General features: G+C 38.5%; 10 protein-coding genes. 5 read left to right on the top strand and 5 right to left on the bottom strand.

What is annotated here, in order from left to right; all coding sequences use genetic code 11:
• Nucleotides 1-21: 21 nt before the first annotated feature.
• The 3 genes from KQP79_RS01920 to KQP79_RS01910 are packed head-to-tail and all read right to left on the bottom strand — an operon-like array spanning nucleotide 22 to nucleotide 5,526.
• Complete coding sequence (locus KQP79_RS01920; RefSeq protein ID WP_061448323.1) at nucleotides 22-915, bottom strand: Calx-beta domain-containing protein; 894 nt, start codon at nucleotides 913-915, stop codon at nucleotides 22-24.
• 37 nt (nucleotides 916-952) lie between these two features.
• Nucleotides 953-2,536, bottom strand: coding sequence for a RagB/SusD family nutrient uptake outer membrane protein (locus KQP79_RS01915; RefSeq protein ID WP_229077673.1), 1,584 nt, complete (start codon nucleotides 2,534-2,536; stop codon nucleotides 953-955).
• Between the two features lie 20 nt (nucleotides 2,537-2,556).
• Complete coding sequence (locus tag KQP79_RS01910) at nucleotides 2,557-5,526, bottom strand: SusC/RagA family TonB-linked outer membrane protein (protein ID WP_234120569.1); 2,970 nt, start codon at nucleotides 5,524-5,526, stop codon at nucleotides 2,557-2,559.
• A 936-nt stretch (nucleotides 5,527-6,462) separates the two neighbouring features.
• Between KQP79_RS01910 and KQP79_RS01905 the strand changes: the two genes are divergently transcribed.
• The 4 genes from KQP79_RS01905 to KQP79_RS01890 all read left to right on the top strand — a co-directional run bounded on the left by KQP79_RS01905 (nucleotide 6,463) and on the right by KQP79_RS01890 (nucleotide 11,334).
• Entirely contained in the window at nucleotides 6,463-6,951 is a 489-nt protein-coding gene (locus KQP79_RS01905) for a hypothetical protein (RefSeq protein WP_008775756.1), read from the top strand.
• A 68-nt stretch (nucleotides 6,952-7,019) separates the two neighbouring features.
• Nucleotides 7,020-8,189, top strand: a complete 1,170-nt coding sequence (locus KQP79_RS01900; RefSeq protein ID WP_061448321.1) for a PD-(D/E)XK nuclease family protein — start codon at nucleotides 7,020-7,022, stop codon at nucleotides 8,187-8,189.
• Nucleotides 8,190-8,267: 78 nt separating this feature from the next.
• A complete protein-coding gene (locus tag KQP79_RS01895; RefSeq protein ID WP_061448320.1) occupies nucleotides 8,268-9,893 on the top strand; it encodes a VPA1262 family N-terminal domain-containing protein in 1,626 nt (541 codons plus the stop codon).
• A gap of 7 nt (nucleotides 9,894-9,900) precedes the next feature.
• Nucleotides 9,901-11,334 carry a hypothetical protein gene (locus tag KQP79_RS01890; protein WP_061448319.1) on the top strand — a complete coding sequence of 478 codons (1,434 nt, stop codon included), beginning with the start codon at nucleotides 9,901-9,903 and terminating at the stop codon, nucleotides 11,332-11,334.
• Nucleotides 11,335-11,537: 203 nt separating this feature from the next.
• On the opposite strand, the gene KQP79_RS01885 is transcribed toward KQP79_RS01890, so the two are convergent.
• Both KQP79_RS01885 and KQP79_RS01880 read right to left on the bottom strand, forming a co-directional pair.
• A complete protein-coding gene (locus KQP79_RS01885) occupies nucleotides 11,538-13,301 on the bottom strand; it encodes a helix-turn-helix domain-containing protein (protein WP_061448318.1) in 1,764 nt (587 codons plus the stop codon).
• A 374-nt stretch (nucleotides 13,302-13,675) separates the two neighbouring features.
• Entirely contained in the window at nucleotides 13,676-14,293 is a 618-nt protein-coding gene (locus KQP79_RS01880; RefSeq protein WP_061448317.1) for a DNA polymerase ligase N-terminal domain-containing protein, read from the bottom strand.
• 221 nt (nucleotides 14,294-14,514) lie between these two features.
• Here KQP79_RS01880 and KQP79_RS01875 point away from each other — a divergent pair, with 221 nt between their 5' ends.
• Nucleotides 14,515-16,983 (top strand): glycosyl hydrolase family 95 catalytic domain-containing protein, encoded by a 2,469-nt coding sequence (locus KQP79_RS01875; protein ID WP_061448316.1) that lies wholly within the window; start codon nucleotides 14,515-14,517, stop codon nucleotides 16,981-16,983.
• The last annotated feature ends 12 nt before the right edge of the window (nucleotides 16,984-16,995 follow it).

Genomic DNA, 16,995 nt, shown 5'->3' with positions numbered 1-16,995 from the left:
TGTTATGTTAATAATCTTGTTTTATCTGATGTGTTCCATCTTACAGCCAAATAGCCTGAATTTCTGTATTTGTATCAAGCCGTCCTTATACATATCGCCTATCAAATTGGCATTCTCGAAAGTGACAGTTTTAGTTTCAGCATCATATTCTCCGCGATATACGTCAGAAGTACTTCCGTCCAAAGCCAGTCTCCTGAAACGAATGGTATACGGGCCATAAGAAGCGACATCTTCACCCGGCACAATGGACAGGTAGGTTTTCTGCACCTCCGAATCATATTCATAATGCAACCGCCAACTAAATTCCCATTCAATATCATTATCCGGATCAAATCCATTCTTATTCGAACAGACCAGATAGTGTTCGTATGCCTCCGTGCCTTCTTCCGCTGTATTTACTCTAACGGAGAATCCCACTGGCACATTGGAAACATTGGTGGCAGAAGCCGTTCCGGTAAATATCCAAGTTCCTGAAAGCGTTTCATAAAAGCTTGAATCATTGTCTTTGATAGTCACTGTCAGTCGCTTGTTCTCACCAATAGACGCCCCTTCCACATCAGCAATTTCAACATCAAAAGAACGGTCGTCATTAACAAGCTTGTCATCAACGGTCTTAAACTCAAAATTCATTGTTTCCTGCCCGGCAGGAATAAGTAACGTTTTGGTTGTGACAATATAGTTTTCATCCTCTTTGGCATTATGATCTTTTAATTCGAACGTCACACGGATAGTTCCGGTATGTTCGCCCGTCACAACAACAGGCACAGTACACAAACCGGCAGATTCTTTCACCGTCATTACAGTTTCCTGCAAGTTTACCGTAGCCGCTCCGGAATTAAACTGTTCCTCATCGTCCGAACAGGCGGCGATCAGAACGGCACATAGAAAAAGGGTGTATATTTTCAGATAGTTCATTTTACTCAAGTGTTTGATAATTTACGTTATTCATTGATTAATATCCCGGATTCTGCTGACCTGCCAATTGAGGGTTGGCATCCATTTCTGTTTTAGGAATAGGCCAAAGCATCCGCTGGTCATCCACAGGTTTATCCAGTCCGTCAGTACTTGCTTGTCCCGGGAAAAGCACCAGTCCTTTGCTTTGCGGTTTTCCACGCTTCACACCTTTCCCCCAACGTTTCAAGTCCATCAACCGGTATCCCTCACCTACAAGCTCCCGTTCCCGTTCGTTCATGATTTCATTTAATAAAGCTTCCTGATCGTAGGTTGCATCAGTCCATCCCTCGATTCGCGCTTTTTTTAATGCATTCAAAGCGTCATTACCCTTTTTCACAGCAGCTGCCGTTCCAATCTTTGCATTAGCTTCAGTGGCAATCAGATACATTTCAGCAATTCGGAATGGTTTCGGCTGATTCAAATAGCGTGTTTCGCTTCCTAATGCATTGTAATATTCATTGCCCGGATATTTATTAAAGAAATAGATATCCGCCGCATTACCTGACGATACGGTTAAGTGGTATTTCCCGAAATAAGTCTTTAGCCGGATATCTTTTTCATTGTATAGGTCAATCAGTGTTTGTGTAGGAATATAATCCTTCTTTGTAGTCGGATAACCAATGAAAATAGTCCCCAGAGGTACACCAGCATCGTCGGCACTAGTCATGGCAATCTGCCAGATGGTTTCCGTTCCCTTGTCATTCTTCCATACGCTTTCAAAATCTGTTGCTGTGTTCGATAATGGATATCTATTCGAATTAACCAGGTCACCTGCATATTTGGCCGCATTTTCATAGTCGTCCATTTGCAGGGCAACACGTGCTTTCAAGGCAGTCACTACATCTACCGTGATATAATTCCCACAATTCTTGGGAGCCGTGTTGACTGTCACGTATGCACCATTAATATACCTGTCATAATCAGCAATGCCATTTTTTGCAGTCTCAATACGTTCTTCGGCTTCTTCGAGGTCCTCCAATATCTGTTTGTAAGTATCTTCCAATGAAGATCGTCCCGGATATTGGGTAGCAGAAAGTTTAGGCTCATATTTTACCTGAAGCGGCAGTCCCGGAGTACTTGCTGCGGTAGCTACATCGTAATCGCGGCAAAATAAAGTAGCTAGATAAAAGTAGCAGTATGCTCTTGTAAAATACGCTTCCCCCTCATACACATTAATCTGTTGTCTCTGGGTTTCAGTCAATTCGATTTCCGGATTCTCATCGATCTTACCTACCCCGTCAATAAAGAAGTTGACACGTCCGATAGCGGCATAGTAGTTCGACCAGATTGTTTCTACGGTAGAGTTGGTGCTCTCGAAAGTCCAACGGTGCAACTCACCATATTTATTAGAGAAATCCGCCACTGCATTAAAGGCATCTGCCTGAACTTCCGGAGCTAATACATAGCTTCCTCCTGTCAGTCCTAAATATACGGAATAGATACCGGCACGTGCTTCTTCAAAACCGACTATGGTCGTTAACGCTTCTTCTGTAGGAACAGCATCGTATGGCATTTTATCCATATCACAAGAAGTCACCCCAAGTGTCAGTATAGTCAATGCTATCATAGATATTTTCTTCATATTCACCATTCTTTATGTTTTTAGAAAGTTAGTTCGACTCCGAAAGAATATTGTTTCGTATTGGGATAGTTACCCAATTGGATATTACTGTCTACTTCCGGGTCATATCCTTTATATTTAGTCACTGTGAGTAAATTACGTCCTACAAAGTAGATTCTGGCGTTACTGATTACTCCTGTTTTCTGAATCAGTTTGACCGGAAGGGTGTACCCGACAGTCAGGTTTTTCATACGCATAAATGAAGCATTTTCCAGTAAATGCGTATCAAACTGCATCGGGGAGTCGGGAGTGGTAATTCTGGTTATATCTCCCGGCTTCTGCCACATGGTAAGCATTTCTACAGTTTGATTGTCCGAACCTGCAAAAGTGGGATTCTCTGTAAAAAAGCGCTCATTATTCAACATATACTGGCCTAGCATAAAAGAGAAGTCGGCACTAACAGAAATCCCTTTCCATCCGAACTGGGTACCAAAGCCACCGGACCATGGCGCATAGCGTTGTTTGCCGACAAAAACTGCATCTTCTTCGGAGTAACTCTTCGTCAAATTTCCATTTTTGTCGTACCACATATTATATCCGTCACGCGGATCGACTCCTGCCCATCTTACATAGTAATATTCTCCCCAAGGTTTGCCGACCTTCATTTTTAAACCAGTATCGGGCAAGGTATATTCATCCAATCCGTTAAACAGTTTAGTTATCTCATTCTTATTATAATTCAGATTCCCGGAGACACTCCATGAGAAATCTCTCGTTTTCAGAATATCCACTCCCAGAGTAATATCGAAACCACGATTACGCATACTTGCTACATTTTCCACACTACTACCATGTCCGGTAGTGTATGACAATGGATAACCCATCAACATATCGTCCGTCTGACGGTTATAAAATTCCAGTTCTACAGAAAAGCGGTCAAACACTCTTGTACTGATGCCTACATTCAGTGTTTTCATGCTTTCCCATGTCAGGTTATCATTTCCGACGGTAGAAGGAGCAATACCCGGTTGTCCGTTATACAGCAAACCGGAGCCGACCAATGCCAACGCATTATAGGCGCTGATACCGGAATTACCAGTTGTTCCATAGCTCACTTTCAACTGTAAACTGTTCAACCATGAAACGTTCTGCAGGAAATTCTCTTTTCTCATATCCCACATGGCTCCCAAAGAATAAAAGTTTGCCCACTGGTTGTTTTTGGCAAACAGAGAAGAACCGTCCCGCCGTGCTGCCAAATCGACATAATAGCGATCAGCGAAACTATAACTGATTGTGCCGAAATAAGAATTGAAAACCTTGTCATACATCGAATGTATCGGCACTTCTGACTCTGCTCCAGCTGCCATCAGCATCATTCGTGAATCTACCATTTTTTTAGAAGTTGCCGAGAAATTCTCATTCTTTGTGATAATGGACTCCTGACCGGCCAACACGGTAAAAAGATGCTTGTCTGACAGACTGAACTTATATTCCGCCGTATTGGTGAAAGTAAATGAATAATAACGTTCGAAAGACTCGGACGCCACCCCTGCCCCTTCAAAGGGGCCTTCCGGATAGGCTTTATGGGAGTTACGATAATCAAAGGCATCTACTGCCTGCGAGGTACGTATATTCAATCCTTTTATTGGGTTTATATTAAAGAAGGTATTGCCATTGATACGTACCGTACTCCGGTCATTCGGTTGAAGTTCTGCCAAGTAATACGGATTATAATATCCCATATCGTCAAAATAGTCCAATCGTTTTCCATATCCTGTAAAGTTACCTTCTTCGTCTGTCAATATCTCGTTTATTGTTTGGTCAGGACGATAAATACGGGCAGCATACGCTTTATTATAAACGCTATTAGCTTCCGTTCCGAAAGTTGTCGTGTTATATTTCTGATAGGAAAGGTTCACGTTAATCCCGGCTTTCAGCCAGTCGGTCACCTTTACTTCCACATTACTGCGCAAAGTCTCACGGCGCAATGAGGAATCATCCATAATTCCCTCTGTATCATAATGTCCAAATGAAATATAATAGTTGATACCTTCGGAACCACCGACCACATTTACATCATATTGTTGTGTAGGAGCTGCATCTCCGAAGAAGACATCCGCCCAATCTGTAGATATACCATTATCTATATAGAACTTTTTCCGTTTTTGAAATGTAGTATCGTATGCTTTTCCCGGATCCAGCATTTCCTGCAGGTTAAGCCATTGTTCGGTATTCATCATCTCTATGTTATCCCCAGTCATTCTCGACCAGCCATATTGCGCATTGATACTAACACGGGCTTTCTGTCCCATTTTTCCTTTCTTGCTAGTCATTATTACTACCCCGTTAGCAGCACGAGAACCATATATAGCTGTTGAGGAAGCATCTTTCAATACGGTCATGCTTTCGATGTCGTTCGGATTTAATGCTGTAAATGCTCCGGATGATATAGGTGAACCGTCGAGAATAAAGAGAGGTTCTGTATTTGAATTGATCGAGCTGACTCCACGCAATCGCATTACAACACTTCCACTTGGTTCTCCACTGGGAGTAAATACTTGTAAACCGGCAACTTGTCCTTGTAATGCATCTCCGGCATTAGCAACCGGTCTATTGGCTATCTTGCTATTATTTACCGTTGTTACCGAACCGACTACTGACCCTAGTTTCTTTGCTGATCCGTAACCTACCACAACAACTTCATCCATCAGTTGTGTATCAGACTTTAAGATAACTCTAACAGTCGGCTGAACAGAAACCGACTCCGTTTTCATACCGATATAAGAGATTTGCAATATTTTTGCTGAATTTGGCACATTCAATAAAGTGAAATGCCCGTCTATGTCTGTTATTGTACCTAAGTTAGTGCCTTTTACAACAATTGAAGCCCCTACAACAGGTTGTTTGTCATCATCGGAAATAACTGTCCCCGTGACTTTCTGCGTTTGAGCTGTTATCAGCCCGATACCTATAAAAAGGTATCCAAATAGCAGCGCTAATTTTTTCTTCATAAATCTCTTTTTAAATTATTAAATAGCCCTAAAACATTTAAACTCACTTTTTACACTTAGATAAGTTCTATCAGAACTTAATTATAATCCATTGTTTTTGTAGTGTTTTTACATCAAATATGTAATTCTGGAAAGAAATGTTGCTTGATTTTACTTTTTCTATCAATTTAGATGACTATTCCATAAAAAAAATATGTCTTTTCGTTGTTTTTTGCAAAAAGAATATATACTTTTGTTCCATTATATAATACCAAACCGGAACTGTTAATAAATACAATCCGAAAAAGAGATATAATTTGTATTTTAAGAACTATATATTTATTTTAATAAGAATAGAATATGAAAAAGCACTAAGTTCTGATAGAACTTAGTGCTTTTTCGTTTTAAGGAGCTACTATTAGCCATTTTACTTGGATTTCCTTCCTATTCTACTTTTCAGTTACATTATAATTATATTTTAAATCTCCCTCAAACATAAAATAAAATCAGAAATATAAAAGAGGCTCATTTAAACTATGTTAAATAGACTTCATCTAAAATTTCTTCATATATGACACTCTGTATATTTCTTTATATAGATAAAAACAAGTAAATATACAATAGTACTATTTATTTACATCAAAAACAAACAAGTTATTTCATGATTTCAAAATTTCGAGAGATTTATTCTAGCTTTATCTCTTGATTTTAAGGAGCACCTCGTTGCATTAAAACCAACGAGGTGTTTCTCGGTGTGCAACGGGTCGTTCCTTTTAAAGGAACGACCCGTTGGTTTAAAACCAAAACCCACTTATGTAACTATCTGAAAAGCAAAGCATTACAAAAGCGTCCTCCCGGCCTTTCTTTTTAAGTAAAATTTCCAACAAGAGAAAACGGATACCAATATCAAACACGGTACTCCACTGATAAATATTTTACAAATCAAATCTAAAAACAATGGTTACAGTTACTTTTCAGATCAAGCCCTATCTAGCGGCTTACATGTACATGCGCTACAAAAATCACCTCGACGTACCTCCAGACCGCTCTTCTTCCTCACTTTCCGCGATCCATCTTCTCGACACCCAGCCCATCTACCACTTTCTCCACCAGCTATCCATTCCCCACCCTCCCAACGCCTCATGGCACGAAACCGGAAATATTACCTTCACCCTCCCCCATCCCAGAAACGGCAAAAATCCAAATGTATATAATTATATAGGTCATAACAGTGCACTTATCATTGAAAAAGCAATGGAAGTAGAAATGAGGGCCGAACTTTATGAATTTCTACTGGAAAATAAATACTGCCACGGCATCATGTTCAAAAAATCAATGGAAACTTTTGTCGAACATTATAATATGGTAGGGTTAGTGGAAGAAGAAAGTTTGATGAGGGCATTTCAGAGGTGGAGGAAGATGATGAAGGAGGAGAAAAATAGGTGATTCTTTTATAGGCCCATATAAAATGGATCGTTTTTTATTATTTTTGTGTGCAACAAAATGTCTAAAGTATGGAATTGAATGAATTTTTAATCGAAATAGACAAGGTATGTCTTGTTGAGCAAGAACGGATGAAGCAGAAGCAACGAAACGGAGATTACTTCAATGTTTTCAACATGCTTGGACTATGGTCTGATGAGATAAGATTACATTCCGCATTTCTTGCAGAGTTGTTAAATCCAAACGGAAGTCATGGACTGAAAGATGCTCTACTTAAAGAATTCCTTGCAGCTATTGGCTTAAACAAAGATTATATTTCCAACTGTAAAACCAATATAGTCGAACGATACATTGGTGAGCGAACAGAGTCCACTGGTGGGCGCATTGATATAATCTTAGAGGATGGAGAACATGCAGTAATCATTGAGAATAAGATATATGCTATTGATCAACACCATCAGTTACTGCGATACAACAACTATGGAAAGCAACACTTTCCAAAAGGGTTCAAACTGATTTATCTTACACTTGATGGTCATGAGGCAAGCAAAGATTCATTGGGAGACGAAGAGATTGACTATCATTGTATCTCATACGATGAGCATATTCTCTATTGGTTGTCGCAGTGTGTTATGTTGGCATACGACAAACCGTTGGCAAGAGAGACTATTTCCCAGTACATAACACTTATTAAACAAATAACCGGACAAGATATGAATAAAGATAGTAGTGATAAAATAGTAGATTTAGCCATCAATAATATAGAGGCTGTTGTGGCCTTGATGGATAACAGAGCTGAAATTAGCAATAGATTAAGGAATGAATTCGTATTTAAACCATTAGGTGAATTCGCATCCCAAATGGGCCTGTTTTTTGAAGTCAAAAAAGGGAATGAAGGTCCGGCTATATTATTCAAAAAACAAAATTGGTCTCATTATATAACTGTAACGAGAGATAATGGAAGAGATTCGGATTGGAAGAATCTTTATATTGGTGTCTCAAAATCTTATAAATCTGCTGGCGAAGATCGAACTTTACCTCGTGTTCAACTATCATGTTTTTCCGGACCGGATTCAGCAAACAATGAATGGTGGCCTTATGGTTCTGAATGGCTTCCTTGTAAAGATTGGCACTCCACTAGTAGTTACTTACCCATGCAAACTGGTGAGGTCGCCAATTGGATTATCAACAAAGTTACGCAAATAATAGAAGAGATAGAATCCAGAGACTTGCCCATGTAGTAATTCAAAAAATGGAAGATTGTATGAAAATTACTGTAAAACAGACGATTATGAAAGTATACACTCACTTCTATCAATATGATACGACGAACCATATTATACCTTAAAGACATAAAACAGAATAAGTATTATAATATACTTACTGTTATTGAGAATATTTTGGATGATATGCAGGATTACAATCCATCAATGTCAAGAAAATGTTTTCTCGATCGTGGTAGAGACGATGCTCCATTCCGTACCGGACTACTAATAGAGGATATTGATACCGACATTCTACCTCAAGCTCCTATGGATGAAATTACTATATATGGAATGCCTCTTTATTTTTTGAATGATTCTTTTATGCAATACCCCTCTGGTAATCCCCTAGGAAAGCTATTTCTAGAATTGGAAAAAAAAGAATTGATTACTTTACCAGATATATTACCTAAACGCAAATGTTCTTTCAGACTGAAAGGTTTCTTTGATCCTAATTCTCAAATGCTGAAGGAACTTCTTCAATTGAAAGGTTTGCTCCCAAAACTCTCATATCTCACAAAGAAACATTTAGGATATGACATTATGGAATATACCAGCCATATCGGTAATGTATATATCCTACATAATAATGAGATATTTCGGAATATTGACTTTCGGGTATCCGAAAAACCAAATGGACTTCATATGCAAATGAAATTCAGGAAGCCATATGTAGATTCTTTAAAAGTGAGAATAACGCAGTATGATAATGAAAGTAACATTATAACTGAAACGGATACAGTTATTGATTGCAGATCAGCGAATATATTTATTCCGCTACCATTCTTCTCACTGCAAGTTGGCATAAAGATATTCAATAACGATGGTGAGCTAATTTGGATGAATAAACGTGTCTTTTTTTTAGGAAAAGAATTCAGTTATGAAACTTTTTCATCTAAAGAAATTGAATTGGAGAAAAGTGAATCAGATGGCAGCAAAAGAACTGTAACTGTAACAAAAATTGCCTTGAATGGTAAGAAAAGAAGGAAATCAAATAAAAAATTAAAGGATAACCTTGCTGATGATGAGTCGCGTTGTTTAGCTGAATTGAATGAAAAACACATGGAGTTTGTATTTTTTAGTGCAGATACTAATCAGAATAAAGAAAACAAAGAAAAGGCAAGAGAATATGTCATGCAACTACTCAACTCTGCAGAAAACGAATGTCTCATTTGTGATCCTTATTTCAAGAAAGAAGATTTCGAAAAGTACATATTCTTTATGGAAAAACTTGATGTTAAAGTGAGAATTATCAACAGTGAGAAACAGTTAGGTAATATAAGCGCACCAGATTCCGAAGACTATCTATTAAAATTGAACGATTGCATCAACTACTACAACAGAAAAGTAGGAAGAGAGGTAGCAGAATGTCGTTCGCTTACCAAAAATCTGTCTATTCACGATCGTTTTATTATCATTGATGATTGTGGCTGGCTTATTGGTTCTTCATTAAATGAGTTTGGCAACAGAGCATCTTCTATTTGCAAGATACCACAAGGTAGTTTAGAATATATGCGTAAGAACTTCGAAAGATGGTGGAATGACACAGAAAACTCGGAGTCACTTGACGGCTATATCCAACGCAAAGTTAAGCTCAATGCAAGCCCGGAAGGAAAGCTATTAAAACATATTACTCATTTGACCAGAGTTTTGAACTCACTGAAATCTCAATTAGCAAAATAAAGACATTATGAATCTGGATATTGAAATTCCGAATAGAAACTTCCATGAATTATGTAATGTCATAAAATGGAAGGAAGCCCCACATACATATAATAAAGAAGAGTTGCAAGCAAAATCAATAGCAGATGCACTTTACAATAACATGACACTCGATCCTGACGATGTACTCAAACGTTCCCATTCTTGTGCTCATGGTAAAGAAGAAACGTTCAATTATCTATTATTAGGAAAAAGTGACGAAGAATTGCAAAACGATGTTTCACAAATTTATCATTGTCACTCCTGCTATATATTTTTACCTGGTGAATATTATATACTTTCTAACAGGTTACTACGAGAAGGCAATTATTTGCAATGGCTCACTCTACTACAAAACTTAAAACATTTATTTCTGCAATCGGCACTTATTCTGGAACTTAAAGCAGAGCAACATTTTCTTGCAATACTCCATAATCTTGAAAAATACCATTTCGAATATCCTAAAACAATGGCTGCCTTGATAAGAGAATATTGGTTCGAATGGAGTCAACAAGTATCTGTAAACCTCCATTCTTATACACTGAATGAAGACAATGATTATTATAAGAGCTTTCTTCAAATTCAAAGACAAGGTGAACTCAAATACAATAATTGGAAGACTCATTTAAAAGTTCATGTAAAAGTGATATTTGAAAAATTACGAATATGTTTCACAAAGCAGGAACTAACCAGATGGGCAGCAACACTGAAACAAAGAGATGGCAGGAAAGATGTACATTCTGAAGCATATAATAAGTTGACTAAATTGATAAAGGATTATATTATTAATAAGTATAATGCAGCCTATTTGGATATAGATACGGGAGACTTTGACTACTTGATACTTGTGATAGATATACTCCTCAATGATGAAGAGCCCAATGTATCTAAGTTAGAATCGGCTATAAAGACTATCATTAATAATATAAAGAATAATACATATAAATGGTATCCAACATTGGATTCTAACAGTATTGCTAATCTCAATACAATGATCAATGCAATAACGCATATGGGAGATTCCGGCAAGTTACTATTAGAAAAGGAATCGAAATTATGCCATATTGTGTATGAGGGATGGAATGCGACGCCAGAGAATGATCTTTATGATAAGCTACAATCAGAATGTTTCATATTCTGCTGCCAACTACTGCTTATTAGTGCTTCTGAAGCTTTCAATGATGAAATAGAACGAGAGGTATTTTGGAAGAAAGTCACAGATAGTCTATTTCGCCAAATACATGTCTGCGATAATAAATATTTTATAGAACGGTATTACAAACATGTACTGATACTAGCTGCCCTTATCATCAATCAAAAATACAAGAAAGGAGAAATGGAATTCCTGAACAAAATAAAAATGGAAATCATTGATGAGAATATACAAAAAGAAATCATATCGCAAGTTTTGCATAAGAAATAGGATTTTCATTTTTTTCTCGTTTAAAAGAACATGTCACCACTTTGAAGGATTGCCCATAGGTATGGGTAAAGTTTACTTAATCGCACACAATTGTATTAGAAATTAACAGAGCTATATGTTCTTCTCTATCTAATATTTACAATGAATATAGTACATATTTTAGTTTATATCATTTAAACTGAAAATATGTACTATACATTCTTTTACCCTATAATACTTTTAATGTAATCCGTAGGACATACATGATAAAAGTCTTTGAACTTCTTTCCAAAATATTTAGCATCACAATATCCCAGCATTCCTGCAATTTCCGAAACAGTGTACTGTTGGGAGGCCAGCAGTTTAAGTGCCCTGCCCATTTTGAACGAATAGATATAATTTTCCGGAGGATTCCCGGTTATCTCTCGTATCCTGCTATAAAAAGCAGTACGGCTCATTCCTATATCGATGCTTAATTTATCTATTGTATATTTATCAGTAGAAAGGTTCGTTTCCAGGATTTTATTGACTTTATCCATAAATATCTGATCCGTATTTTCTGTTTCCATTTCTTCTTTGGTGGGTACCATTGGGAAAACAGCATCCGACAAAAACAATTTGACCCGTTCACGCAAGACCATGCGGTTTTCTACAAGCATACGTATGTTTGCCCTTAGCCTGCAAATGCTTTCTGTTCGTAATTCCAGACGATCCGCCCCACTTCCTAAATGAGACAAATAACTTTCGTTATCAAAGGCCCTTATCAAAAGAACAACCGGTATATACCCTATCATTTTATCTGTTTTGATCCGGAAACTAAGTGTATCTCCATTTGTTCCGTTTACATTATCGTCAATAATTATAGCATCAGGATTTTGGCGGACTACTGTATCCTTCAGCAAATCAGGATCCTCCAAAGCTGAAATCTGAAAATACCGCGATAAGGCTTTTTTTAAATAATTCCTGAATGCCCCGTCCGCCATTACCAATAAGATATGGGATGTATCTTTTGTTTTAGTATTCGGGGTATCATCTTTATCACTTTCTGAAGATTCTTTAGTTTTTTTCTTCGTGTTTGTTGAAGAATGTTTGATAGCCGAACATTCCTGATTCCGGCAATGACAATCTGTTGGAATGACAATTTGGAAAGCAAATGATTTGCCATGTCTATATCCGTTTATTTTTCCACCATGCAGGCGAATGATTTTTCTTACAGTCCACAAATCACTATACCCATATATGGGAAATATGACCGGAATAAAAGGAAACATTTTCCCTACTCTTTTGTCTGCTATCTCACAATTAGTAATCTGCAACTGCCAGGAATCTATTGTATGTGTTATATTGATTGATATGCAACAGCCTAAATCGGAAGCCAAAATTAGTTTGCTTATAAGATGTTGAAGCGCTGCCGTCATTATGTTCTCATTGATCCTGCAACTGACGCAATCCGAACATTCGCTGACAGTCAGTTGTATACGGCGCGAATCAGCATAGGGACGACATTGATTAACAATAGAAGTAATATAAGAAGAGAGTTCCAAATTTACTGTTGATGTCTTAGGAAGTATTTTTTTGTTTACCTTATTAAGGGTTACAATATTCTGATTGCAATATATGATGCATTCGGTATACCCCAATGCCTCTTCTACCTGTTGGGAAAGCGATTCGGGAAGATTACCGGTTTTAAGTTCTTCCAATTGATTTCGTAATAGTATCAACGGGGTATGCGTAGTATGGAGCATGTTCATAGCTATCTTAAGTTTTTCATGTGACAACAACTGAACATTATACTCTACCGCAAGATACGCAAACAAAACAATAAATAGCCCAATGCCGAAACTCTCTACAGGAACTGCATAACCAAGCAATGACAAATCAGGCAAAATTACGCCAATAGCTTGTTTACTGTTTACTAAATTGACTCCACTATCTATAGAAAGTAAAGCGCGAAAGTTTAATAATAAACTCAGGTAACAATCATTCATACTTATATAGGATTTGATTAATACTTACATTTTCAGCAAAACACGTTTGATGATCTTTTAACGTGTCTAAATCCGGCACAAGTATAAAGTTTTCAACGTCCACATATGAGGTGGATTCTAACAAAAACAATGGGTGTTTTCTATCAAAAGTGGTAACAATATCGTTTGTTACCGAAATATCAAGGGATAGATTCTAAAATCATCATTTTATTTGGTAAAACATAGTAATTGTAAAATATTTTACCACAAAACAATACAACCACACGAGCATATAGTTCCACTTAATCATTAGAATAATGAAATAAGTAGAATTATAAAGCCGCGTATATAATTTGAAAATAATAGACTTCTGATAAGTACTATCAGATCATAGTTTACAGGAATACCTCATCATAAGACGGAATAATCTTTGCATCGTAAACGTGAGTGGCCGCAAATACATCATCTTTCTTTATCAACAGCCAGTCTTTATCCTGATCATCCATATTGGTATGTATAAGGACAAATAGCCCTTTGAGTTTATGCCCGTGTAACTTGAATTCAAGTATCCCATTTTTAATGGCAGCGGAAATGTTATGATTATTACCAACGTAAGCATAGGTTCCACTATCCCATATTTCCACCGTACCTGCTCCATAGTTACCTTCCGGTATAACTCCTTCAAAGTGCGCATAACTCAAGGGGTGGTCTTCTACTTCTATGGCCAACCTCTTATCTTTTGGATTCATGGAAGGTCCTTTAGGCACCACCCAACTTTTTAATACTCCATCCACTTCCAAACGAAAATCGAAATGAAAATGACTGGCATCATGCTTCTGAACAACAAAAACAGGCATTCGATTGGGAGTTTCCACCGTATCCGCCATCGGTTCCGGTGTTTTACCGAATTGCCTTTTTGCCCGGTACTCTTTGAGGTTAATCATAGAGGCTTCAACCGCCTGCTTTTCTACCATTTTGATGTTTTTTCCTTCATCGGGAGAATTCTTTGCCATAATCTGTATTTTTTAGGTGAATAAAAAAACGAATGATTCAATGTGACAACAATCAGTATATCTGTTTGTTTGTCGAAATTCATCTATTTTAATGGCTTTATAACTGCATTTAAGTTTGCTAACTTATTTTTATTCTTCTCCCTTTCTTACTGCCTGCATAGTGGGTACAAAAATCCCTTTCAATCGTCCTTTTATAAAAGTATAAAAGCAATTGGAAGGAAATGAATAAAAAGAAATTAATCGGATATCTGTTCGTCACGATGTCTGTTGGTTGTATTCAGGCGCAGGAACAGAAGTCTTCTGTACCCGAATACAAGCTATGGTACGACTGTCCCGCACAGGTATGGACCGAGGCATTACCCCTTGGGAATGGTCGTTTGGGGGCCATGGTATATGGAACACCAGGCACAGAACAAATACAACTAAACGAAGAAAGCATTTGGGCGGGACGTCCCAATAATAACGCCAATCCGGATGCACTGGAATATATTCCGAAAGTGCGTGAGCTGGTCTTTGCCGGAAAATATCTTGAAGCACAGACACTGGCCACAGAGAAGGTGATGGCAAAGACTAATTCAGGAATGCCATACCAAAGTTTTGGTGACCTGCGAATCGCTTTTCCCGGTCATACACGTTATTCCAATTATTACAGGGAATTAAGTCTGGATTCCGCACGTGCAATCGTACGTTATGAAGTAGACGGAGTGCAGTATCAACGCGAAACGATCACCTCATTCACCGATCAGGTAGTAATGGTACGACTGACCGCCAATCGTCCCGGACAAATTACTTTCAATGCACAACTCACTTCTCCTCACCAGGATGTTATGATTGCTTCTGAAGAGGGAAACTGTGTGACACTCTCGGGAGTCTCTTCCTTGCATGAAGGATTGAAAGGAAAAGTAGAATTTCAAGGCAGATTGACTGCTAAAAATAAAGGTGGGAAAATAGCTTGTGCCGATGGAATACTTTCTGTTGAGAAAGCCGACGAAGCGGTTATCTATGTATCCATTGCAACTAATTTCAACAACTATCAAGACATCACCGGTAATCAGACAGAGCGAGCAAAGAATTATTTGGCGAAAGCAATGGTTCATCCGTTCATTGAATCGAAGAAGAATCATGTTGATTTTTACCGACAATATCTGACACGGGTTTCTCTTGATTTGGGACGAGACCAATATGCGAATGTAACCACCGATAAGCGTGTGGAGAATTTCAAAAACACCAATGACACACATCTAGTTGCCACCTATTTTCAATTCGGACGTTATTTGTTGATCTGTTCTTCCCAACCGGGAGGACAACCCGCCAATTTACAAGGAATTTGGAATGACAAATTATTCCCTTCCTGGGATAGCAAATATACTTGTAACATCAATTTGGAAATGAATTACTGGCCTTCGGAAGTAACGAATCTAAGTGAACTGAATGAACCGTTATTCCGTCTGATAAAAGAAGTGAGTGACACAGGTAAAGAGACGGCTAAGATTATGTATGGAGCCAACGGATGGGTGTTGCATCATAACACGGATATATGGCGCATTACAGGAGCAGTTGACAAAGCTCCTTCGGGTATGTGGCCCAGTGGTGGCGCATGGCTTTGCCGACATCTTTGGGAGCGTTATCTATACACCGGAGATGTGGAATTCCTGCGTTCTGTCTATCCGATACTGAAAGAGTCCGGACGTTTCTTTGATGAAATTATGGTGAAAGAACCCGTACACAACTGGCTGGTAGTCTGCCCCAGTAATTCACCGGAGAATGTACATTCGGGAAGTAACGGGAAAGCTACTACAGCTGCCGGATGCACCATGGACAACCAATTGATTTTCGATCTTTGGACAGCAATTATATCTGCTTCTCAAATACTGGATACAGATCAGAAGTTTGCCTCTCATCTGACACAACGTCTCAAAGAAATGGCTCCCATGCAGGTGGGACATTGGGGGCAATTACAAGAGTGGATGTTCGACTGGGATGATCCGAAGGACGTGCATCGTCACATTTCTCATTTGTACGGACTCTTCCCCAGCAATCAGATTTCCCCTTACCGTACTCCTGAACTATTTGATGCAGCACGTACTTCTCTGATTCATCGTGGCGACCCGTCGACCGGGTGGAGCATGGGATGGAAAGTTTGCCTTTGGGCACGCCTGCTTGATGGCGACCACGCCTACAAGCTGATAACTGACCAGCTGACTCTCGTACGCAATGAAAAGAAAAAAGGAGGCACCTACCCTAACCTGTTCGATGCGCATCCGCCATTTCAGATTGATGGAAACTTTGGTTGTGCCGCAGGCATTGCAGAGATGTTGATGCAAAGCTACGACGGTTTTATATATTTGCTTCCCGCACTGCCTACCGTTTGGAAAGAAGGTTCTATCAAAGGAATCATTGCCCGTGGAGGTTTCGAACTTGATTTGAGTTGGAAAAACGGGAAAGTCAGCCGACTGGTTGTCAAATCTCATAAGGGAGGAAATTGTCGTTTACGTTCGCTCAACCCATTAACCGGGAATGGCTTGAAGCGTGCCAAAGGTGAAAATCCGAACCCTCTTTATGCAGTCCCCACCATTCCGGAGCCATTGATTAACGAAAAGGCCAACTTGAACAAAGTGGAAATTGCAGAGACATACCTCTATGACCTACCTACCAAAGCAGGAAAAGAATATGTATTGATTGGAAAATAATAACTCGACCGA

This window comes from Bacteroides sp. DH3716P, assembly GCF_025914115.1.
Lineage (GTDB): Bacteria > Bacteroidota > Bacteroidia > Bacteroidales > Bacteroidaceae > Bacteroides > Bacteroides ovatus.
The sequence above is the reverse complement of the archived record's forward strand: the minus strand, read 5'-3'. Positions and strand labels throughout refer to the sequence as shown.

Bases quoted from the DNA above. Each gene is read 5' to 3' on its own strand.
- KQP79_RS01895 (WP_061448320.1), top strand. From the start codon at position 8,268: ATGATACGACGAACCATATTATACCTTAAAGACATAAAACAGAATAAG.
- KQP79_RS01910 (WP_234120569.1), bottom strand. From the start codon at position 5,526: ATGAAGAAAAAATTAGCGCTGCTATTTGGATACCTTTTTATAGGTATC.
- KQP79_RS01890 (WP_061448319.1), top strand. From the start codon at position 9,901: ATGAATCTGGATATTGAAATTCCGAATAGAAACTTCCATGAATTATGT.
- KQP79_RS01920 (WP_061448323.1), bottom strand. From the start codon at position 915: ATGAACTATCTGAAAATATACACCCTTTTTCTATGTGCCGTTCTGATC.
- KQP79_RS01905 (WP_008775756.1), top strand. From the start codon at position 6,463: ATGGTTACAGTTACTTTTCAGATCAAGCCCTATCTAGCGGCTTACATG.
- KQP79_RS01900 (WP_061448321.1), top strand. From the start codon at position 7,020: ATGGAATTGAATGAATTTTTAATCGAAATAGACAAGGTATGTCTTGTT.
- KQP79_RS01885 (WP_061448318.1), bottom strand. From the start codon at position 13,301: ATGAATGATTGTTACCTGAGTTTATTATTAAACTTTCGCGCTTTACTT.
- KQP79_RS01915 (WP_229077673.1), bottom strand. From the start codon at position 2,536: ATGAAGAAAATATCTATGATAGCATTGACTATACTGACACTTGGGGTG.
- KQP79_RS01880 (WP_061448317.1), bottom strand. From the start codon at position 14,293: ATGGCAAAGAATTCTCCCGATGAAGGAAAAAACATCAAAATGGTAGAA.
- KQP79_RS01875 (WP_061448316.1), top strand. From the start codon at position 14,515: ATGAATAAAAAGAAATTAATCGGATATCTGTTCGTCACGATGTCTGTT.